Below are 19,182 nucleotides of genomic sequence, written 5' to 3' on the forward strand. Positions count from 1 at the left end.
GCGTCATGACCAGCGACGCGACCCACCCGGCTCTGCACCGCCCCGCCTTCAACGGCGACCTGCTCGTCCGCGCCCTCGAGCGCAACCGCGACAAGCCGGCGCTCTACCTCGGCGACGTCGTCCTCACCGCCGGCGAGCTGGCTGCGCGGATGAGCAGCTTTAGCCAGGCGATGGCGTCCCTGGGCATCACCCGCGGTTCGACCACAGCGCTGCTGTCCGGCAACCGCCCGGAGGTGCTCGTCGTGCTCGGCGCGGCGATGACCGCGGGCTGCCGCAACACCCCGCTGAGCGCGATGGGGTCGGCCGACGACCACGCCTACGTCCTGGCCGACGCGGAGATCGAGACGATCTTCTACGACCCGTCCTTCGACGAGCGCGCGGCCGAGCTCGCCCAGCGGGTGCCGACGCTGAAGAACCTGCTGTCCCTGGGCCCGTCGGAGCACGGCACCGACATCCTCGCCCTCGCCGAGACCTTCGCGCCGCAGCGGCTCGTCGCCGCCGAGGTCGAGGCCGACGACATCAGCAGCCTCGTCTACACCGGTGGCACGACCGGCAAGCCGAAGGGCGTCATCGGCGCCTTCCGCGGCGGCGCGGCGCTCAACCAGATCCAGCTGTCGGACTGGGAGTGGCCACACGAGCCGCGCTTCCTCATGTGCACCCCGCTCTCGCACGCCGGCGCTGCGTTCTTCATCCCGACGCTGATGCGCGGCGGCGCACTCTATGTGTTGCCGTACTTCGAGCCCGGCGCGGTGCTCGAGGCGATCGAGAAGCACAAGATCGACGCCACGATGCTGGTCCCGACGATGATCTACATGCTCCTGGACCACCCCGACTTCGCGAAGCGCGACCTGACGAGCCTCAAGACGCTGTTCTACGGCGCGGCGCCGATGTCGCCGGCGCGGCTGAAGGAGGGCATCGCCAAGCTCGGCCCGGTGTTCTTCCAGTACTACGGCCAGACCGAGTGCGGCATGACGATCACCGTCATGCGCACCGACGAGCACCTCGTCGACGACGACGCACGTCTGGCCTCGTGCGGCCGCCCGGTCCCGTGGCTCGACGTACGCCTGCTCGACGACGACCTCAACGAGGTCGACCCGGGCGAGCCCGGTGAGATCTGCGTGCGCGGCCCGCTCGTGATGAAGGGCTACTGGAACAAGCCCGAGGAGACCGCCGAGGCGCTGCGCGGCGGCTGGCTGCACACCGGCGACATCGCGCGTGCCGACGCCGACGGCTTCCTCACGATTGTCGACCGCAAGAAGGACATGATCGTCACCGGCGGGTTCAACGTCTTCCCGCGCGAGGTCGAGGACGTGCTGTCCGCCCACCCCGCCGTCGCCGCGGCCGCGGTCATCGGCGTCCCCGACGAGAAGTGGGGGGAGGCGGTCAAGGCCGTCATCAAGCTGCGCGAGGGCGTCGAGACCGACCACGACACCCTGACGGCAGAGCTGGTCGAGTCGGTCAAGGCGGTCAAGGGCTCGGTGCAGGCGCCGAAGTCGATCGACTACGTCGACGCCATCCCGCTCACTCCCCTGGGCAAGCTCGACAAGAAGGCGCTGCGCGCGCAGTACTGGGAGGGCGCCGCCCGGTCCGTGTGACCGGCGGCAGTTTCACCGCCCGACTAACGACACGCCCGCTCGTCGAACGAAACTGATGCCCCAGGCGCCCGGTTTCGTACGACGAGTGGTGCCGGTGTGGCAGGTGGGATCAGCCGACGGCGTGCATGGCGTCGACGAGCGCGGTGAGCAGGTCGCCGGAGACGTCGGAGCCGGGGAAGTAGACGCAGACCCGGTCGGCGTGCTCGCCGAAGCGGCGGTGGATCTCGGCCGCGACCTGCTCGGGCGTCCCGCGCACGGCGATGGTGTCGAAGAGGTCGTCGTCGACCAGCTCGGCCATCGCGGCGAAGTCACCCTGCTTGGACAGCCGGTTGAGCTCGGGTTGTACGTCCTCGCGCCCGGCCACCTCCAGCACGGGGCGGTAGGCCGGCGTCGAGCCGTAGAAGCCGAGCAGGAAGCGGCATCCGACACTCGCCTGCTCGATCTCCTCCGGCGTGCGGCCGACCGCGCAGATGACCTGCGGCACGACCTGGAGGTCGGAGCGGTCCCGTCCCGCCCGGTCCAGTCCCGCCTCGATCGCCGGCAGCGTGCGCTCACGGAAGTGGTCGCCCGAGTTGAACGGCATGACCAGCAACCCGTCGGCGACCTCGGCCGCGGTCCGCGTCATGACCGGTCCGAGCGCACCCATCAGCACCGGGGGTACGCCGTACGCGTTCGGCCCGGGGTTGAAGGTCGGCGCCATCAGCGTGTGTCGCGTGAACTCGCCACGGAAGTCCAGACGCGTGCCGTCCTGCCAGGAGGCGAGGATCGCCCGCACCGCGGCGACCCACTCGCGCATGCGCGCCGCCGGCCGGTCCCAGGTCGAGCCGTAGCGGTTCTCGATGTGGGGCTTGATCTGCGAGCCGAGCCCGAGCCGGAAGCGACCCTTGCTCAGTGTCTGCAGGTCGTGGGCGGTGTGGGCGAGGTGCATGGGGCTGCGGGGGAGCGCGATCGCGACGTTGGTCGTGAGGTCCGCGGGCACGCCGTCGGGGTGGGCGAGGGCGGTCTCCGCAAGCGGGAGGAACACGTCGTGCTGGCCCTCGAACGTGAACAACCCGTCGACGCCGGAGGCCAGGAGCACCCGCGCGCGTTCGGCGGCCTCGCCCGGCCGGGCATCCAGCTGAACCTCGATCTCCACGTGGATCCCCTTCCGAAAAATGAAACAGGTTCTAGTATGCCGCTGTGACCACCGACACCGCAGCAGCCCAGCTCGCCCGGCTCACCGCTCTCGAGGAGATCCGCGCGCTCAAGCACCGCTACGTCCAGGCGGCCGACCGCAAGGACCTCGAAGTCTTCCGCACGTGCTTCATCGCCGAGGGAGCGGTCTGCGACTACGGACCGCTCGGCCGGTTCGAGGGCCGCGACGCGCTGGTCGCGATGTTCGGTGACGTCGCCCTCAAGAAGCGGGAGGACGGCAAGGGCTACGCCGTCTTCGACATGCACACCGTGGGGGCGCCGGTGATCGACGTGCAGTCCGACGACGAGGCCGCCGGCACCTGGAGCATGCGGTTCCGCCAGATCGACACCGAGGCGCGCACCGAGACCGTCTCCGCGATGGAGTACGCCGACACCTACCGCCGCGAGGACGGGGAGTGGAGGATCGCGACCTCGGTGGTCAAGGTCCTCTGGGCATCGGTGCGTCCGCTGCCCGAGGACGTCGGCGTCTTCGGGATGCTGGACTGAGCGTGCGCGCACTCGTCACCGGCGCCAGCCGGGGCGTGGGCAAGGGGATCGCGCTGGGGCTGGCCGAGGCGGGCTGGACCGTCCACGTGACCGGGCGCGACGTCGCCGCGCTCGAGCGTGCCGTCGCTGACCTCGACGCGATCGGCGCCGGCTCCGGCGGGCACGGCGTGGCGATGCCGTGCGACCACACCGACGACGACGCCGTACGCCGCCTCATCGACACCGTCGCGGCCGACGGCCTCGACCTGCTCGTCAACAACGTCTGGGCAGGGCCGATGGTCAACCCGTTCCGTCCCGAGCCGTTCTGGCAGCGACCGCTCAGCGACTGGGACTCGCTCATCGGCGTCGGTCTGCGTCCGCACTATGTCGCGACGCACGCCGCGGCGCCGTACCTCATCGAGGCCGGGCGCGGTCTGGTCGTGAACGTGTCGTCCTTCGGGGCCCGCGCCCACCTGCACTCGGTCGTCTACGGCATGGGCAAGGCCGCGATCGACAAGATGACCCACGACACCGCGCTCGAGCTGCGCCCGCACGGAGTCCACGTCCTGGGTCTGTGGCCCGGTCTCGTCCGCACCGAGCTGATCGAGGCCAGCGGGCTGGAGGAGTTCGAGGGCTTCCGCATCGCCGACGGGGAGACGCCGCTGCTGCAGGGTCGGGTCGTCGCGGCCCTGGCCGCAGACCCCGCCACCGCCGACCGCACCGGCCAGGTCGTCGTGACCGCCGAGGCCGCTGCGGCGTACGGCATCACCGAGGACGGCGGCCGCCAGCCGGCCTCGCACCGCGAGATCTTCGGCGGGGGTCCGCTGCACCCGCCGCTCCCCCCTGAGAAGTCCTGAGAGGAACGCAGATGAGCAACCGCGCATTCGTCGCCGGCGTCGGCATGACGAAGTTCGAGAAGATCGAGACCCGCGAGTGGGACTACCCGGACATGGTGAAGGAGGCCGTGACCGCGGCCCTCGCCGACGCCGGGGTGGAGTACGCCGCGGTCCAGCGCGCCGCGGTCGGCTACGTCTTCGGCACCTCGACGCAGGGGCAGCGCTCGCTCTACGAGCTCGGTCACACCGGCATCCCGGTCTTCAATGTCAACAACAACTGTGCGACCGGCTCCTCCGCGCTCTTCATGGCGCGCGAGTGGGTGGAGGCCGGTCTTGTCGATGTCGCGCTCGCCGTCGGCTTCGAGAAGATGACGAAGAAGGCCCTGATGGGTGACGGGTCGATGCCGAAGGTGACCACCGTCGACGGCACGCTCGGCGTGATGGTGCCCAAGCACGGGTGGGGGACCGGTCCCATGACGGCGCAGTTCTTCGGCAACGCCGCGCGCGAGCACATGGAGCGCTACGGCACCACCGTCGAGCAGCTGGCCCAGGTCGCCGTGAAGAACCACCAGCACTCGACCAACAACCCCTACGCGCAGTTCCAGGACGCCTACACCCTCGAGCAGGTGCTCAACGACAAGCCGGTGCACGAGCCGTTGACGCGGTCGCAGTGCTCGCCGACCTCCGACGGTGCAGCGGCCGCGATCGTCGCGAGCGAGCGGTTCGTGCGCGAGCACGGAATCGGCGGTCAGGCCGTCGAGATCCTCGGCCAGGCGCTGGCCACCGACACTCCCGACTGCTTCGGCACCGACTCGATGATCGACGCCGTGGGTGCTCCGATGACCAGGCTCGCGGCCGAGCAGCTCTTCGCCGCGACCGGGCGCAGCATCGACGAGGTCGACGTGATCGAGCTGCACGACTGCTTCTCCATCAACGAGATCCTCACCTACGAGGGGCTCGGGATGTGTGTGCCCGGCGAGGGCGGCAAGCTGGTCGAGTCCGGGGCCACGACGTACGGCGGCGACTGGGTCGTGAACCCGTCGGGCGGGCTGATCTCCAAGGGGCACCCGCTCGGCGCGACCGGCGTGGCCCAGGTCGCCGAGCTGACGTGGCAGCTGCGCGGTCAGGCGAACGCACGTCAGGTCCCGGGTGCGCGGCTGGGTCTGCAGCACAACCTCGGGCTCGGTGGCGCCTGCGTCGTCTCCCTCCTGCAGTCCCCGGAGGGCTGAGCGCATGGCTGGCCGGATGGACGTCGGCATGACCCTGCCCGTGATGGAGCCGGCGCTCGACGCCGACATCCTCGAGGCTTGGGCGCGGGCGACCGATGAGGGACCGTGGTCGTCCATCGCCTTCGGGGAGCGGGTCGTCTTCGACAACCCGGAGACGCTCACGTTGTTGGGCGCGGTCGCGGCATGGACGTCGCGCGTCCGAGTCGTGACAACCGTGCTGATCCCGCAGCTTCACGACCCCGTTTTCCTCGCCAAGGCGATCGCCACCGGCGACCTGCTCACCCGCGGTCGCCTCACCGTCGGTGTGGGGGTCGGCGGGCGCGAGGAGGACTATCGCGCGGTCGGCGCCGACCCCGCGACCCAGACCCGGGCGGAGATGGCGCGCCGCGTCAACGTCATGCGCCGCATCTGGTCCGGAGAGCCGCAGTGGACGGTGGAGTCCGACGACCGCCGCGTCGGACCGCCGCCGGTGCAGGACGGGGGGCCGCCGCTGCTCATCGGCGCGGTCGGGCCGAAGTCGATCCGGTCGGCCTCGGCCTGGGCCGACGGCATCGCCGGCATCACCATGGACCTCGACCTCACCGCTCTGGAGCGGACCTTCGACCAGGTGCGTACGGCGTGGGCGGACGCCTCGCGTCCTGTGCCTCAGCTGACGACGTCATTCTGGTTCGCCCTCGACGACGGCGACGGATCAGCGCGGGAGCAGGTCAACGCCCACCTGCGCCACTACTTCACCTGGCTGCCCGCCGACCTGGTCGAGGCGATGATCCCGGGCCTCGGCTTCGCCGGGACCCCGGCCCAGCTGCGCGAGACGCTCGACCGGATCGCCGACCTGGGGTGTGACGAGGTGCAGCTGGTGCCGACGAGCTCGGACATCACGCAGGTGCACCGGGCGGCCGAGGTCGTGGGCGCGGCTTCGCGCTAGCGCCGGACCCGGTGGCCGCCACCTCGGTGCGCAGGACCTTCGGCATCGGCCAGCCCTTGGCGAGGTCGTCGACGAGCTTGTCGAGGTAGCGGATCTTCTGCATCAAGGGATCCTCGACCTCCTGGACCTTGACCCCGCACACGCTGCCGGTGATCGCGGAGACCCGGGGGTTGAGCTCCGCGGCCGCGAAGAACTCGGTGAACGTCGTCCCCGCGTCGAGGTGGTGCTGCAGGGTGTCCTGGTCGAAGCCGGTGAGCCAGGTGATGACCTCGTCGAGCTCGGCCTGGGTACGGCCCTTGCGCTCCAGCTTGGCGACGTACAGGGGGTAGACCGAAGCAACGCTGTCGGTGAAGATCCGGCTCATCCGCGCAGCGTAGACCAGCGTCGGGCGGCCCACCTCAACGCGAGCCACCCCAGGGCGGCGCCGAGAGCCGCGCCGATCGTGTTGGCCAGCCAGTCGTTGGTCGAGCAGGACCGGCCGAGCGCCGGGACGAGAGCCTGGAACAGCTCGATCGCCGCTGAGAGCGCGCTGCCGGCGAGCAGGGCGAGGAGGGGGCGGCGGAGGGCCACGGCGGCGGTCAGCACCGCAGGGACGAGGAGCACGACGTTGGCGAAGAGCTCCACGCGGCCGAAGGTCGGCAGCACCCAGGCGACCTCGCAGCGACCGAAGAGCTCGCGGTCGACCGGCACGAGGGTGAGCGCGGCCACGGGGAGGAGGGCGAGTGCCGTGAACGCGCATGCGGCGCGTGGGCGCGGCGCGAGCCAGCGTCCGACCAACGGGCCGAGGACGACCAGGGCTGCCAGCGCGGTAGGTGCGAGCCAGGGGTGCTCCACCAAGAGCGTCGTGATCACGCCTCAGAGTGCCCGATGGGTGGACGGGCGCTGGAACGAGGTCTGCCCGAACCCTTGCACTCGAACATGTGTTCGACTATCGTCGGGTCATGGACCCCTCCTCCATCACCGACACCACCGGCGTGGTCGACCGCACTGTTGTCGCGAGGGTGCTGCGGGAGGTCGCTGACCTGGTGGACACGCTAGCTCCGGCCACCGACATGTTGCGGGCGGCGCAGGCCGGGCGTGATGTGTGTGATGTGCTGCGGGTTGCGGGGATCGCGGAGCTGGTGGAGACCAAGGGCTTCGAGGACGAGGGCGCCTCCACGATCACCACCTGGGCGCGGCGCGAGCTGCGCCTCGATGCCCACGAGACCGCCCGGTTGCGGCGCACCAGTCGGGTCACCGGAGTCATGGTCAAGGTCGGGGCTGCGGCCTCAGCAGGCCGGTTGCGCACCGAGCACCTCAACGTGTTCGCCTTCGGTATCAAGCACATCGGTGTGGACAAGATGCTGGCGGCCGAGGAGACGTTGGTCGACTACGCCGTGACTCACGAGCCGGGTGCGTTGATGAGCGTGGTGCGCGAGATGCGCGCCCGGCTCCATCCCGACGAGCTCGACCGGGCCTGGCTTGAGGGCATGGACAAAGAAGACCTCCGCTTGGTGCGGTGTGGCGACGGGTTCAACGTCACCGGGTTCCTCGGCGCCACCACCGGCGCCCAGCTCAAAGCCGTCCTCGACTCACTGACCAAACCCAGCGACGCAGGCGATGAACGCACCGCCTCCGCACGTCGCTGCGCCGGGCTGTCCGCGCTGCTGACCGGGATCCTCGACGGCGGTGTCCTGCCCGCCGACAAAGGCGTACGACCGCATATGACCGTCACCGTGCCTGCCGACGTCTTCGGTGCAGCCGCAGCCGCAGCCCAGCACGGTGCGAGCCCCGGCGGTGCGGCACCGGACGGCGGTGCGGCGGACCCGTTCGCGCCGGTCGCACGGTTGGAGGGGTTCGGACCCATCGGTCCCGCACTGGTCGGCTACCTGGCGTGCCTGGGTCAGGTCACGGTCGTGACCACCGCCGGTGCCGCACCCGACTCCGGGGTGCTGAATGTCGGACGCACCCGCCGAGTCGCAACATTGCGGCAACGCAAGGCCGTCGAGGCCCACCAGGCCCACCGGTGCGCCACCCCCGCGTGCGGGCTGCCGGTGGAGGAGATCCACCACCTCACCTGGTGGTCGGCCGGCGGGGCGACCGACCTGGACAACCTGATCGGGCTCTGTGGGCCGTGCCACCGGCTGGTCCATTACGGCAAGCTCGTCATCACCGCCCCCACCAACCCGCCACGCGAAGAGTCCCGCCTCGAGCAACTCCTGCGCGAGTTCCTCCACCCACTCCCCGACCAGCCACCACGCCGTACTCACGACTTGCCCCACGAACGACCCCACGTCACACCCGGGCGCAGCTACCGCTTCACCACCCGCCACGGCGACCCCGTACGCCGCCGCGCCGGCTCGGTCCTCCTCACCGACCGCAACCTCCCCAGGCGGGAGTGAGGGCGCTGCGGCTCAGCGTTCACGCCGTCAGCGCGCGCATCATCTCGGCCCAGTGCCGCATTGGAGTCAGGTGCCCCTCGTCGGCATAGCTCGTCAGAGCGGCCTGCGGCAGTTGTGCCGCGAGCCAACGGCCGTTCGCGGGCGGGACCATCTGGTCGTCCTCCCCGTACCACAGGTGCGCGCGAGCTCGGACCTCAGTGAGTGCGAATCCCCACGGGCCGCCCCACGCGACGTTGTCCCAGCAGACGCCGGTAGGCCCCTGGCGAAGCCCTTCGTCCAGCACAGTGCGCAACGCGGTGCGCAACGCTGGGTCCGCGACCACGGTCGGATCCGTCTGACCCCACATCCAGTCGATCCAGCGTGCGTCGGCGTCGTCGTTGCGAGCCGACAGCAGGAGCTGCAGCGTGCCTTGGTTGGCCTCACGGAACGCGAGCGCGGCACCCGACGGGTCATCGGGCAGGTAGGACAGCGCCCGCTGGTCCTCTGGCGTGAACGCATCGGTGCCGCCCGGCATCTCTTGTGGGGGCGCCAAGCCACCGGCAACTCCGACGGCGCTCACTCGGTCACCGCCGTACGCGGCCGTCGCCAGGGCGAACGGCCCACCCCCGGACCAGCCGAGCGCGGCGAACCTGTCGACGCCGAGGTCCGTGGCGATCTGCAGGGCGTCCCGGGCGACGCTCTCGAGGTCGTACGCCGCGGGGCTTGACCGGCCGTACCCGGGACGGTCGAAGCTGATCACGCGCACACCCGCCTGGGTCGCAGCCCCGTCGCCGAAGCCGACATCGAGTCGCGAGCCGGGCGTCCCGTGGAAGTAGACGATCGGTGCGCCGTCGGGGTCGCCGGCATCGCGGACCCGCACTGAACGGCCGTCGATCGTGACGTCGTGCTCCTGGGGTCCCTCGGCGGTCCGGCTGCTCATTCGTAGATGATCTCGCGTCCCACCCGCACCCACACCTGGTCGTCAGGTCCGGCCTCGGCCGGGATGGCGCGCTTGAGCACCTTGGTGGTCGGCGTGCGTGGAAGACGGCGTACGACGCGCACCTCCCGGGGCACCCAGGTGGTGGCGAGGTCCGGTTGTGCCCGGAGGAAGCCGGCGAACTCCTCCGGGTCGAACTCGACGCCGGGTCGCAGCTCGAGCACCGCGCGCACCTGGTCGCCCACCCGCTCGTCGGGCATCGCGACGACGGCGGCGCTGACGACGCTCGGGAAGCGGGTCAGCAGCCGTTCGATCGGTGCGATCGCGACGTTCTCGCCGTCGACGCGCAGCCAGTCACCGTTGCGACCGGCGAAGTAGAAGAACCCATCGGCGTCGCGGTAGGCGAGGTCGCCCGACCACGACCAGCCGTGGCACAACCGCGCAGCCTCGGCCTCGGGATTGGCGTAGTAGCCCTCGAAGAGCTCCGCGCCGTGCAGGTTGACGATCTCGCCGACCGCCTCGTCGCCGTTGAGCAGCCGGCCCTGGTCGTCGAAGCGTGCGGGCGGACACTCCTGCAGCGTCTCCGGGTCGAGCACGACGGTGCCCTCCGGTGCGCGCCCGAGTGAGCCGCGCGGGGTGTCGGGGGTGCGGTTGATCCGGATCTCGCCCTCGCTCGAGCCGAAGGAGTCGATGACCTCGCATCCGAAGCGACGGGCGAACGCGGCGATGTCGTCCTCGTTGGCCTCGTTGCCGAAGGCCAGGCGCAGCGTGTTGTCCGCGTCGTCCGGCTGCTCGGGCGTGGCGAGGATGTAGCTCAGCGGCTTCCCGACATAGCTGAAGAACGTCACGCCGTAGCGGCGGACGTCGGGCAGGAACCCGGAGGCGGAGAACTTCTCCCGCAGGGCGATCGTGCCGCCGGTGGCGACCGCCGGCGCGATGCCCGCCATGACGGCGTTGGAGTGGAACATCGGCATCGCCACGTAGAACACGTCGTCACCGGTGAGGCCGCGGCGGTCGCGCTGCTGCTGGGCGATGCGGCCCATTCGCGCCTGGGTGCAGATGACGGCCTTGGGGTCGGAGGTGGTGCCCGAGGTGAACACCAGCGACAGGATCGCGTTCCCCGCCGGTCGAGCCTGTCGAGACCCGGGCGCGGTGGCCGGACCGAGCAGGTCCTCGTACGTCGGGACTCCACCTGGCTCGACCGACGACGGGACCCACAGCGTGCGGATGCCGTGGTCCGCGGCCTCGAGCACCTCGCGGCGCGAGGCGTCGGCGACCACCAACGCACAGTTCGTGTGGTGCAGGTCCCGGGCGAGCTCGGGTCCGCGGCGGGTGGGGTTGACGCCCACGACGGTGAAGCCGCCGATCGCCGCCGCCAGCCACCAGAAGAGGTGCTCCGGCGTGTTGGCCATGCCGAGCGCCACGTGCCGGGGAGCGGCCAGGTCGGCGACGAGCGCGCACCGGCGACGCGCCTCGGCCACCAGCTCGCGCCAGGTCCAGGAGTCGTCACCGAAGCGCAGCCCGACGTGGTCGTCGTCGGCGCGCGCGGCGACCAGCTCGCCGAACGTGAGCTCGCTCATCGTGGCGGCAGGAGGCGGTGGGTCGCCTCATCGAGCACGGCGAGCGCGTCGGGGACCGGTCGGCCCGCGGCGACGCCGACCATCGCACCGAGGAACTGCATCGACAGGATCCGCGCGGCGGCGTCGAGCTCCTCGTCGGTGTAGCCCTCGTGATCGCCTGCCCGCAGGGTCTCGCCGATCCACCCGGCCTGCTCGGGCCCGAACCCGACGACGCCCTCGGCTCCCACCAGCGAACCGCTGGCGGCGTACGCCCGATAGAGCGCGGCGTAGAGCAGCGGCTTGGCGGCGGCGGCCTTCATGATCCGCTGGAAGACCCGCACGAGGCGGTCGGCGGGGGAGGCGTCGGCAGGCGGGCGCTGCCGCACCCCCTCGGTCGAGCGGACACCGAGCGTCATCAGCGCCTCGACCAGCAGCTGGTCCTTGGAGCTGACGTGTTGATAGACGGTCGGCACCGAGACGCCGGCGCGGGCGGCCACCGGGCGGATGCCCACGGCGTCGTACCCGCCCTCGGTCGCCAGCTCGAGCGCCGCCTCGATCAGCTTCTCCCGCGTCGCGGCGCGCGCGGGGGAGAGCAGGGAGGGGATCCGTGCGTTCGCCACTCCCACATAGTAGACGCGTGGTTGACGGTCGTCTACTCACCCGTCATCCTGGGGTCATGGAACTTCGCGAGACCGAGGCGCAGCGCGCGCTGCGCAAGGAGCTGCGGGCGTACTTCACCAACCTGCTGCCGGCCGACGAACGCCGTCAGGTCGGCGAGGAGGGCGTCGGGGGCAGCCGCTTCCGCGAGGTGGTGAGCATGCTCGGCCGCGACGGGTGGCTGGGCATCGGCTGGCCCACGGAGTACGGCGGCCAAGGGCGCACCATCGAGGACCAGTACGTCTTCTTCGACGAGGTGCAGCGCGCGGGCCTGCCGTTCCCGTTCGTCACGGTGAACACGGTCGGGCCGACGCTGATGCAGTACGGCACCGAGGAGCAGAAGCAGAAGTACCTCCCCGGCATCCTCAACGGCGACATCGTCTTCGCGATCGGCTACACGGAGCCCGACGCCGGCACCGACCTGGCCTCGCTGAAGACCAAGGCCGTGCGCGACGGTGACGAGTTCGTCGTCGACGGCCAGAAGATCTTCACCAGCGGTGCCAACACCGCCGACTACGTGTGGCTGGCGGCGCGCACCAACCCCGACGTCGCCAAGCACAAGGGCATGTCGATCCTCATCGTTCCCACCGACGACCCGGGGTTCAGCTGGAGCCCGATCCAGGCGGTCGGCGGCATGGTCGTCACGGCGACCTACTACTCCGGCATCCGCGTGCCGGCCGGCAACGTCGTCGGCGAGGTCGACGGCGGGTGGCGCCTGATCACCGCGCAGCTCAACCACGAGCGGGTCGGCCTGGCAGCCCTCGGCGGCCGGATGATCCAGCTCTGGGAGCACACGCTCGCCTGGGCCGAGGAGACCGGCGTGATCGAGAAGCCGTGGGTGCGCTCGGAGTTCGCGCGCACCTACGCCAAGCTCGAGGCGATGCGACTGATGAACTGGAAGATGACCGCAGCGGTCGCGGAGGACAGCCTCACCGGCGCCACCGCCGGTGCCGCGAAGACCTACGGCACGGAGACCCACATCGACGTGCAGCGCTCGCTCACGCAGATCCTCGGTGCGGCCGGTCGCATCCGGCCGGACTCACCGGCAGCCGTGCTCGGCGGCCAGATCGAGCAGCTCTCGCGCCAGGGCATCGTGAACACCTTCGGCGGCGGCGTCAACGAGATCCTGCGCGACATGGTCGCCACGCAGGGCCTCGGCCTGCCGCGTCTGGGGCGTGGCAAGTGAGCGCCGCCGAGACTGCGTACGACGAGCGGCTGCAGGCCTTCGTCGGCGTGGAGCTCAACCCGCGCAAGCTCGGCCAGGACCCGGTCAACGTCCCGATGATCCGGCACTGGGTCGAGGCGATGGAGGACCACAACCCGGCGTACCTCGACGACGACGCCGCCCGGGCGACCGGTCGTGACGGCGTCGTGGCGCCGGCGTCGATGATGCAGGCCTGGTCGATGCGGGGGTACGCCGCCACCTGGCGTCCGGACCCCCACGCCAACGCCGGCGGGGCCTTCGCGGACCTGCTCGCGCTGCTCGACGAGGGCGGCTACACCTCGGTCGTCGCCACCGACTCCGACTTCACCTTCGAGCGCGAGGTGCGTCCCGGTGAGCACGTGAGCTTCGACGAGGTCGTCGAGGACATCTCGCCGGAGAAGTCCACAGGCCTGGGGGTGGGGCGCTTCGTCACCACGTTGAAGACCTACCGGGTCGGCGACGAGGTCGTGGCGACCCAGCGGTGGCGGACCCTGCGGTTCCAGCCGTTGGTCTCGACAAGCTCGACCGACGGGGGTAGCTCGACCGACGAGGGGGCTGACGCAGAGCCCAAGGCCCTACGCCCGCGGCCCGCGATCAACCTCGACAACCAGTTCTGGTTCGAGGCGGCGAAGGAGCACCGGCTCGTCGTGCAGCGGTGTGCGTCGTGTGGCACGCTGCGCCACCCGCCCGGCCCGGCCTGCCCCGAGTGCAACTCCTTCGAGTGGGACACCGTCGAGGCCTCTGGTCGCGGCACCGTCTACAGCTACGTCGTAGCCCACCACCCGAAGCACCCGGCGTTCGACTACCCACTGCTGATCGCGGTGGTCGAGCTGGAGGAGGGCACGCGCCTGATCACCAACCTCACCGGCGTCACGCCCGAGGAGGTCGAGATCGGGATGCCGGTCGAGGTCGACTGGTGTGATGCCGACCCCGAGCTCACCCTGCCGCTGTTCCGCCCGACCGACGGCCCGACCACCACCCAGGAGGCGTGATGGACTTCCACCTCAGCGAGGACCTGCAGGAGGTCGAGGCGCTGGCTGCCGAGATCTTCGGTGACCTGGCCGACGTCGACCGCGTGCGCGAGGTCGAGAAGACCGACAGCCGTGTCGACGAGCGGCTGTGGGGCGAGCTGGCGAAGGCCGGGCTGCTCGGTATCGCGCTCCCCGAGGCGCACGACGGCGCCGGACTCGGCTTGGCCGGGCTCTGCGTCGTCCTCGAGCAGCAGGGGCGCACCGTCGCCCCCGTGCCGCTGTGGGCCGCGGGCGTCGGCGGTCTGCTGCTCGCCGAGCACGGTGACGACGCGCAGGGCGGGCTGGTCAGCGGGATCGCCGACGGCTCCGTGCGGCTGACGCTGGCTCTCGAGGAGTTCGCGCCCGACGTCCCGGCGTCGCCGTCCACGACCGCCACCGCCGACGACGAGGCCTGGGTGCTCACCGGCACCAAGGCGGTCGTCCCGGGCGCGGTCGGTGCGACCCACGTGCTGGTCTCGGCCACGACCGACGCCGGGCCGGGACTCTTCCTGGTCGAGTCGGGTGCCGATGGTCTGACGTGGACCACCACCGAGACGACGACCCGCGACCACGCCGGCAACCTCGCGCTCGCCGGCGCCCGCGCGCAGGCGGTCGGGGACCCCGGTGGCCCCGCGCTACCGGCCGCCCTGCGGCTCGCAGCGGTCGCACTCGCCGCGGTGCAGGTCGGTGTCGCCGAGGGAGCGCTCAAGCTGGCTGCGGCGTACCTCTCCGAGCGCGAGCAGTTCGGCCGGCCGCTGGCGACCTTCCAGGCCGTGCAGCACCAGCTCGCCGACTGCTACATCGACATCGACGCGATGCGGGTGACGCTCTGGCAGGCCGTGTCCCACGTCGAGGACGGCGAGCCGAAGGCCGCCGACCGTGCCGCGCTCGTCGCGAAGTGGTGGTGTGACCAGGCCGGCCTCGACGTCGTCCACCGCGTCCAGCACGTCCACGGCGGGATCGGCGTCGACGTCGACTACCCCGTGCACCGCTACTTCCTGTGGGGCAAGCAGATCTCCTCGACCCTCGGCGGGTCCGCCCAGGCGCTCGAGGACCTCGGACAGCTCCTCACCAGCGCGGAGGTGGCGTCGTGACCGGCACGCCTGTCGAGGTGGCACCCACCCGCGCGCTCGCGGACCTCAGCGTCGGCGACACGCTGCCGGAGGAGGCGATCCCGATCACCCGCACGCTGATCGTCGCGACGGCGATCGCCAGCCGGGACTACCAGGACGTCCACCACGACCCCGAGCTCGCCAAGGAGCGGGGGTCGAAGGACATCTTCATGAACATCCTGACCAGCAACGGCCTCGCGGAGCGCTACGCCACCGCGTGGGCCGGTCCGGCCGCCCGGGTGAAGCGGATCAAGATCCGGCTCGGCGCGCCCAACTACCCCGGAGACACGATGGTGATGACCGGCGAGGTCACCGCGATCGACACCGCTGCCCGGCTCGTCGACCTCAAGGTCGTCGGCACCAACTCGCTCGGTCCGCACGTCAGCGGCACCGTGACCCTGGAGCTGCCCCAGTGAACGCGCCGATCTCCAACGCCACCGCGATCGTCGGCATCGGCGCCACCGAGTTCTCCAAGGAGTCCGGGCGCAGCGAGCTGCAGCTCGGGTGCGAGGCCGTGCTCGCCGCCGTCACCGATGCGGGTCTGAAGCCCTCCGACGTCGACGGGCTGGTGACCTTCACTGCCGAGTCGAGCTCGGAGATCCACATCGCGCGCAACCTCGGCATGGGCGACCTGTCCTACTTCGGCCGGGTCGGGTACGGCGGGGGTGCCGCCTGCGGCACCATCGCGCACGCCGCGGCCGCCATCACGGCCGGGCTCGCCGACGTGGTCGTCGCGTGGCGCTCGTTCAACGAGCGCTCGGGCGAGCGCTACGGCCTCGGTCAGGCCAACCGGCCGATGGACACCAACGCCGACCGTGCGGCGTACTCCTGGATGACGCCCTATGGGCTCTCGACCCCGGCGCAGTGGGTCGCGATGTTCGCCCGGCGCTACATGCACGAGTACGGCGCGACGTCGGAGGACTTCGGCCGCGTCTCCGTCGTGGACCGCAAGCACGCGGCGACCAACCCGAAGGCGCACTTCTACGGCCGGCCGATCACGCTCGAGGAGCACCAGGCCTCGCGCTGGATCGCCGAGCCGCTGCACCTGCTCGACTGCTGCCAGGAGACCGACGGCGGCCAGGCGCTCGTGCTCGTCTCCGCCGAGCGGGCCAAGGATCTGCCCCACAAGCCGGCGTACGTCGCGGCGGCGGCCCAGGGCTCCGGCGACGACCAGCACATGATGACGTCGTACTACCGTCCCTCGATCTCCGGGATCCCGGAGATGGGGCTGGTCGGTGACCAGCTGTGGGCGCAGAGTGGGCTGAAGCCCTCGGACATGCAGGCCGCGATCCTCTACGACCACTTCACGCCGTTCGTGCTGCCCCAGCTGGAGGAGCTCGGCTTCTGCGGCCGCGGCGAGGCGGCGGCGTTCATCGCCGACGGCAACCTGGAGCTCGACGGGTCGTTGCCGACCAACACCCATGGCGGCCAGCTCGGCGAGGCCTACCTGCACGGCATGAACGGGATCGCCGAGGCAGTGCGACTCGTCCGGGGCGAGTCGGTCAACCAGCCCGGTCAGGTCGACAACGTGGTCGTCACCGCCGGCACGGGCGTGCCGACCAGCGGCGTGGTGCTGTCGGCCTAGTCGATGGGCCGTCCGGTCACGGGCGGAGGGGCGTAGGTCCCCGCCCGTGACCACAACCCCGCGAAATGGGAGATCGGCCCGCGGCCGCGCCCGACGTGGAGGGTGCCCGCGGCCTGCAGGCTCTCCGTGAGCCACGCCTTGGCCTCTCGCACGGCTGGCTCCCAGCTGCCATGGCGCACCCGCGCGGTCGCCACGGCGGCGGACAAGGAGCAGCCCGTCCCGTGGGTGTGTCGTGTGGCCACCCGGCGTCCCGGAATGGCGGTCGTGGTGCCGTCGGGAGCGACGAGCACGTCGTCGGAATGGTCGGCGTCGAGATGACCGCCCTTGGCCAACACCCGGACGCCGTAGGCCGATGCCACGACCCGTGCCTGGTCACTCAGGTCCGACTCGGTGCGTGCCGGGGCTGCCGAGGCGAGCACGGCGAGCTCGGGGAGGTTCGGGGTGACGAGGACGTCGCTCTCGACCTCGCCCAGAAGTCGCATGAGCGCAGCTTCGGCCTCGGGCAGCAACAGGCGGTCGCCGCTGGTCGCGACCATCACCGGGTCGACCACCAGGGCCGGGGGACGGACACGGCCGAGCCAGTCGGCGACGGTCTCCACGATCGCGGTGTCGAAGAGCATGCCGAGCTTCACGGCGTCGACCTCGACGTCGTCACACACCCCGTCGAGCTGGCGGCGAAGGAACTCGACCGGTGGGGCGTGGACCGCGCGGATGCCCATGGTGTTCTGGGCGACCAGCGCGGTCACCACCGCCATGCCATACCCACCCAGCGCGGCGATCGCCTTCAGGTCGGCCTGGATGCCTGCGCCACCGGTCGGGTCCGTGCCGGCGACGCTGAGAACCCGCGGGACGGCGTTCATCGGCTCTCCTCCCCGCCCCAGGCGGCGCGGAGCCGACCTGCCGCGGCGGCCGGCGACGCCGCGGCGCACACCGCCGACACCACGGCGATCCCGTCGGCGCCAGCCCCCCGCACTGCCGACGCGTCCGGGGCGTCGAGGCCGCCGATCGCGACGGTCGGCAGCGTGCTGTGGGCGACCAGCTCGCTGAGGCCTTGGAGGCCCAGCGGCGCCGGTGCGTCCGGTTTGGTCGACGTGGAGCGGAAGGCGCCGAGTCCCAGGTAGTCGACGACCCCTGCGGCGCAGGCGGCACGGACCTGCGCAGCGGTCGAGGTGCTCAGTCCCAGCACGGCGTCCGGGCCCAGGAGGAGTCGGGCGTCGGTCGGGTCGAGGTCGTTCTGGCCGAGGTGAACGCCGGCGACGCCTGCGCCGCGGGCTCGTGCCGCGAGCGCGACATCGACGCGGTCGTTGACGATCAACGGCACGCCTGCGGGGAGGGCGGCTGCAAGCGCACACGCCAGCGTGACCTGGTCGCGCGCGCCACGTTCCTTGGCTCGCAGCTGCACGACACTCACCGCGCTGTCGGTCTCGGCGGCGTCCACCGCTGCGGTGACGACATCCACGGCGTCGCGCCCGAGCCGATCGAGCACGCCGAGGTCGGCCACGAGATAGACCGAGAGGTCGAGTGGTGGCCGCCTCACCGGGCGCTCGCAGTCGCCAGGACGACCGAGGCGCGATCGGTCAGCTGGGTCGCGTCGAGGTGGTGGAGGGCGTCGATGAGTGCCACGGCGAAGCTGCCCGGTCCCGTCGCCACCTCAGCTGCGACCTCGGCAGCGACCCCGTAAGCGGTCACGGCGGCCACCGTGGCCACGAGCGGGTCGAGCTGGTCAGCGCGGGTGGCGCCGAGGAAGGCGGCCACGCAGGCGCCGAGTGCGCACCCGCCACCGGTGACGCGGGTGAGCAGGCTGTTGCCGTTGTCGATGCGGACGACGCGGTCCCCGTCGGTGACGGCGTCGACGGGACCCGAGACGGCGACGACGCCGTGGGTGTGACCGGCCAGTGCACCCGCAGCCCGGAGCGCCTCGTCGACCGAGAGCGTCGCGTCGGTCCCGCGGCCGCCGGCCGCAGGGTCGCTCAGCCCGGCCGTGGCGGCCAACGCAACGACCTCCGACGCGTTGCCACGGACCACCGTCGGCCGCGCCGCGACGAGGCGGACGGCGAGCGGCGTCCGCACCGGCAACATGCCCACGGCGACGGGATCGAGGACCCAGGGGACACCGGCGGCGCAGGCGGCCTCGACCGCCTCACCCGCGGCGTCGCGCTGTTCGGCGTACGGGGTGCCGAGGTTGACCAGGAGCGCGTCGGCGCCGGAGGCGAACGCTCCGGCCTCGTCGGGGATATCGACCATCGCGGGCGACGCGCCGAGTGCGAGCAGCGCGTTGGCGGTGAACTGCATGACCACTGCATTGGTCACACACTGGACGAGTGGTGCGCGGGTGCGGACGCGCTCCAGGGCGTCGACCAGCGCGGCGGTCTGAGGGGTGGGGTCGTTCACGGTGCGCGGCATGCGCGACATCCCTTCGCTAGTACGAACTAGATCAGGTTCGACGGGTGTGCTCTCAGCCCGCTGCGCGCGGGCACCCCGTGTCACGGTCGTGGTCCACGCTACCGTCTGGCT

Annotated in this window: 20 protein-coding genes and 1 riboswitch; of the genes, 11 read left to right on the forward strand and 9 right to left on the reverse strand. The window is 71.4% G+C overall.

Features of this window, described 5'->3' with window-relative positions:
* The first annotated feature begins 5 nt into the window (after positions 1 to 5).
* Positions 6 to 1,595: an AMP-binding protein gene (locus tag J2S59_RS10375; protein ID WP_306825083.1), complete on the forward strand. Its 1,590-nt coding sequence runs from the start codon at positions 6 to 8 to the stop codon at positions 1,593 to 1,595.
* Between the two features lie 109 nt (positions 1,596 to 1,704).
* On the opposite strand, the gene J2S59_RS10380 is transcribed toward J2S59_RS10375, so the two are convergent.
* Positions 1,705 to 2,730, reverse strand: a complete 1,026-nt coding sequence (locus tag J2S59_RS10380; protein ID WP_068125191.1) for a TIGR03617 family F420-dependent LLM class oxidoreductase — start codon at positions 2,728 to 2,730, stop codon at positions 1,705 to 1,707.
* Between the two features lie 44 nt (positions 2,731 to 2,774).
* Here J2S59_RS10380 and J2S59_RS10385 point away from each other — a divergent pair, with 44 nt between their 5' ends.
* The 4 genes from J2S59_RS10385 to J2S59_RS10400 are packed head-to-tail and all read left to right on the forward strand — an operon-like array spanning position 2,775 to position 6,244.
* Positions 2,775 to 3,275, forward strand: a complete 501-nt coding sequence (locus J2S59_RS10385; protein WP_068125190.1) for a nuclear transport factor 2 family protein — start codon at positions 2,775 to 2,777, stop codon at positions 3,273 to 3,275.
* Positions 3,276 to 3,277: 2 nt separating this feature from the next.
* Positions 3,278 to 4,111 carry an SDR family NAD(P)-dependent oxidoreductase gene (locus J2S59_RS10390; protein ID WP_306825084.1) on the forward strand — a complete coding sequence of 278 codons (834 nt, stop codon included), beginning with the start codon at positions 3,278 to 3,280 and terminating at the stop codon, positions 4,109 to 4,111.
* Between the two features lie 11 nt (positions 4,112 to 4,122).
* Positions 4,123 to 5,319, forward strand: a complete 1,197-nt coding sequence (locus J2S59_RS10395) for a thiolase C-terminal domain-containing protein (RefSeq protein ID WP_068120298.1) — start codon at positions 4,123 to 4,125, stop codon at positions 5,317 to 5,319.
* A 4-nt stretch (positions 5,320 to 5,323) separates the two neighbouring features.
* Positions 5,324 to 6,244, forward strand: a complete 921-nt coding sequence (locus J2S59_RS10400; protein ID WP_220138420.1) for an LLM class flavin-dependent oxidoreductase — start codon at positions 5,324 to 5,326, stop codon at positions 6,242 to 6,244.
* On the opposite strand, the gene J2S59_RS10405 is transcribed toward J2S59_RS10400, so the two are convergent.
* On the reverse strand, positions 6,195 to 6,608 hold the full coding sequence (locus J2S59_RS10405) for a DUF2200 domain-containing protein (protein ID WP_181641874.1): 414 nt from the start codon (positions 6,606 to 6,608) through the stop codon (positions 6,195 to 6,197). The two genes, J2S59_RS10400 and J2S59_RS10405, sit on opposite strands and share 50 nt — an antisense overlap.
* Entirely contained in the window at positions 6,605 to 7,096 is a 492-nt protein-coding gene (locus tag J2S59_RS10410) for a VanZ family protein (protein WP_068120300.1), read from the reverse strand. Before J2S59_RS10410 ends, J2S59_RS10405 begins: the two co-directional genes overlap by 4 nt.
* Positions 7,097 to 7,185: 89 nt before the next feature.
* On the opposite strand from J2S59_RS10410, the gene J2S59_RS10415 reads away from it, so the two are divergent.
* Positions 7,186 to 8,625: an HNH endonuclease signature motif containing protein gene (locus J2S59_RS10415; protein WP_306825085.1), complete on the forward strand. Its 1,440-nt coding sequence runs from the start codon at positions 7,186 to 7,188 to the stop codon at positions 8,623 to 8,625.
* A 19-nt stretch (positions 8,626 to 8,644) separates the two neighbouring features.
* On the opposite strand, the gene J2S59_RS10420 is transcribed toward J2S59_RS10415, so the two are convergent.
* The 3 genes from J2S59_RS10420 to J2S59_RS10430 are packed head-to-tail and all read right to left on the reverse strand — an operon-like array spanning position 8,645 to position 11,720.
* Positions 8,645 to 9,544, reverse strand: a complete 900-nt coding sequence (locus J2S59_RS10420) for an alpha/beta fold hydrolase (RefSeq protein ID WP_068125243.1) — start codon at positions 9,542 to 9,544, stop codon at positions 8,645 to 8,647.
* Complete coding sequence (locus J2S59_RS10425) at positions 9,541 to 11,121, reverse strand: AMP-binding protein (protein ID WP_306825086.1); 1,581 nt, start codon at positions 11,119 to 11,121, stop codon at positions 9,541 to 9,543. The genes J2S59_RS10420 and J2S59_RS10425 overlap by 4 nt, the downstream gene beginning before the upstream one ends.
* Positions 11,118 to 11,720, reverse strand: a complete 603-nt coding sequence (locus J2S59_RS10430; protein ID WP_220138633.1) for a TetR/AcrR family transcriptional regulator — start codon at positions 11,718 to 11,720, stop codon at positions 11,118 to 11,120. The genes J2S59_RS10425 and J2S59_RS10430 overlap by 4 nt, the downstream gene beginning before the upstream one ends.
* A gap of 56 nt (positions 11,721 to 11,776) precedes the next feature.
* Here J2S59_RS10430 and J2S59_RS10435 point away from each other — a divergent pair, with 56 nt between their 5' ends.
* From J2S59_RS10435 to J2S59_RS10455, 5 genes are read left to right on the forward strand one after another with little or no spacing between them, the layout of a single operon-like run.
* Entirely contained in the window at positions 11,777 to 12,943 is a 1,167-nt protein-coding gene (locus J2S59_RS10435) for an acyl-CoA dehydrogenase family protein (RefSeq protein ID WP_068124928.1), read from the forward strand.
* On the forward strand, positions 12,940 to 13,953 hold the full coding sequence (locus J2S59_RS10440; RefSeq protein ID WP_068124926.1) for a bifunctional MaoC family dehydratase N-terminal/OB-fold nucleic acid binding domain-containing protein: 1,014 nt from the start codon (positions 12,940 to 12,942) through the stop codon (positions 13,951 to 13,953). The genes J2S59_RS10435 and J2S59_RS10440 overlap by 4 nt, the downstream gene beginning before the upstream one ends.
* Positions 13,953 to 15,065: an acyl-CoA dehydrogenase family protein gene (locus J2S59_RS10445; RefSeq protein WP_306825087.1), complete on the forward strand. Its 1,113-nt coding sequence runs from the start codon at positions 13,953 to 13,955 to the stop codon at positions 15,063 to 15,065. Before J2S59_RS10440 ends, J2S59_RS10445 begins: the two co-directional genes overlap by 1 nt.
* Positions 15,062 to 15,499: a MaoC family dehydratase gene (locus J2S59_RS10450; RefSeq protein WP_068119396.1), complete on the forward strand. Its 438-nt coding sequence runs from the start codon at positions 15,062 to 15,064 to the stop codon at positions 15,497 to 15,499. The genes J2S59_RS10445 and J2S59_RS10450 overlap by 4 nt, the downstream gene beginning before the upstream one ends.
* Complete coding sequence (locus J2S59_RS10455; protein WP_306825088.1) at positions 15,496 to 16,668, forward strand: lipid-transfer protein; 1,173 nt, start codon at positions 15,496 to 15,498, stop codon at positions 16,666 to 16,668. The genes J2S59_RS10450 and J2S59_RS10455 overlap by 4 nt, the downstream gene beginning before the upstream one ends.
* Here the strand turns inward: J2S59_RS10455 and thiD are convergent.
* The 3 genes from thiD to thiM form a co-directional block, all read right to left on the reverse strand.
* Positions 16,665 to 17,528: a bifunctional hydroxymethylpyrimidine kinase/phosphomethylpyrimidine kinase gene (gene thiD / locus J2S59_RS10460; RefSeq protein ID WP_306825089.1), complete on the reverse strand. Its 864-nt coding sequence runs from the start codon at positions 17,526 to 17,528 to the stop codon at positions 16,665 to 16,667. The two genes, J2S59_RS10455 and thiD, sit on opposite strands and share 4 nt — an antisense overlap.
* Complete coding sequence (gene thiE / locus J2S59_RS10465) at positions 17,525 to 18,205, reverse strand: thiamine phosphate synthase (protein ID WP_068122175.1); 681 nt, start codon at positions 18,203 to 18,205, stop codon at positions 17,525 to 17,527. Before thiE ends, thiD begins: the two co-directional genes overlap by 4 nt.
* Positions 18,202 to 19,071: a hydroxyethylthiazole kinase gene (gene thiM, locus J2S59_RS10470; RefSeq protein ID WP_068122181.1), complete on the reverse strand. Its 870-nt coding sequence runs from the start codon at positions 19,069 to 19,071 to the stop codon at positions 18,202 to 18,204. Before thiM ends, thiE begins: the two co-directional genes overlap by 4 nt.
* Positions 19,063 to 19,159: riboswitch (TPP riboswitch) on the reverse strand. (Overlaps the previous gene by 9 nt.)
* Positions 19,160 to 19,182 lie beyond the last annotated feature (23 nt).

The organism is Nocardioides massiliensis (assembly GCF_030811215.1).
Lineage (GTDB): Bacteria > Actinomycetota > Actinomycetes > Propionibacteriales > Nocardioidaceae > Nocardioides_A > Nocardioides_A massiliensis.

Bases quoted from the DNA above. Each gene is read 5' to 3' on its own strand.
- J2S59_RS10375 (WP_306825083.1), top strand. From the start codon at position 6: ATGACCAGCGACGCGACCCACCCGGCTCTGCACCGCCCCGCCTTCAAC.
- J2S59_RS10395 (WP_068120298.1), top strand. From the start codon at position 4,123: ATGAGCAACCGCGCATTCGTCGCCGGCGTCGGCATGACGAAGTTCGAG.
- J2S59_RS10400 (WP_220138420.1), top strand. From the start codon at position 5,324: ATGGCTGGCCGGATGGACGTCGGCATGACCCTGCCCGTGATGGAGCCG.
- J2S59_RS10405 (WP_181641874.1), bottom strand. From the start codon at position 6,608: ATGAGCCGGATCTTCACCGACAGCGTTGCTTCGGTCTACCCCCTGTAC.
- J2S59_RS10415 (WP_306825085.1), top strand. From the start codon at position 7,186: ATGGACCCCTCCTCCATCACCGACACCACCGGCGTGGTCGACCGCACT.
- J2S59_RS10420 (WP_068125243.1), bottom strand. From the start codon at position 9,544: ATGAGCAGCCGGACCGCCGAGGGACCCCAGGAGCACGACGTCACGATC.
- J2S59_RS10425 (WP_306825086.1), bottom strand. From the start codon at position 11,121: ATGAGCGAGCTCACGTTCGGCGAGCTGGTCGCCGCGCGCGCCGACGAC.
- J2S59_RS10435 (WP_068124928.1), top strand. From the start codon at position 11,777: ATGGAACTTCGCGAGACCGAGGCGCAGCGCGCGCTGCGCAAGGAGCTG.
- J2S59_RS10445 (WP_306825087.1), top strand. From the start codon at position 13,953: ATGGACTTCCACCTCAGCGAGGACCTGCAGGAGGTCGAGGCGCTGGCT.
- thiD (WP_306825089.1), bottom strand. From the start codon at position 17,528: ATGAACGCCGTCCCGCGGGTTCTCAGCGTCGCCGGCACGGACCCGACC.
- thiM (WP_068122181.1), bottom strand. From the start codon at position 19,071: ATGCCGCGCACCGTGAACGACCCCACCCCTCAGACCGCCGCGCTGGTC.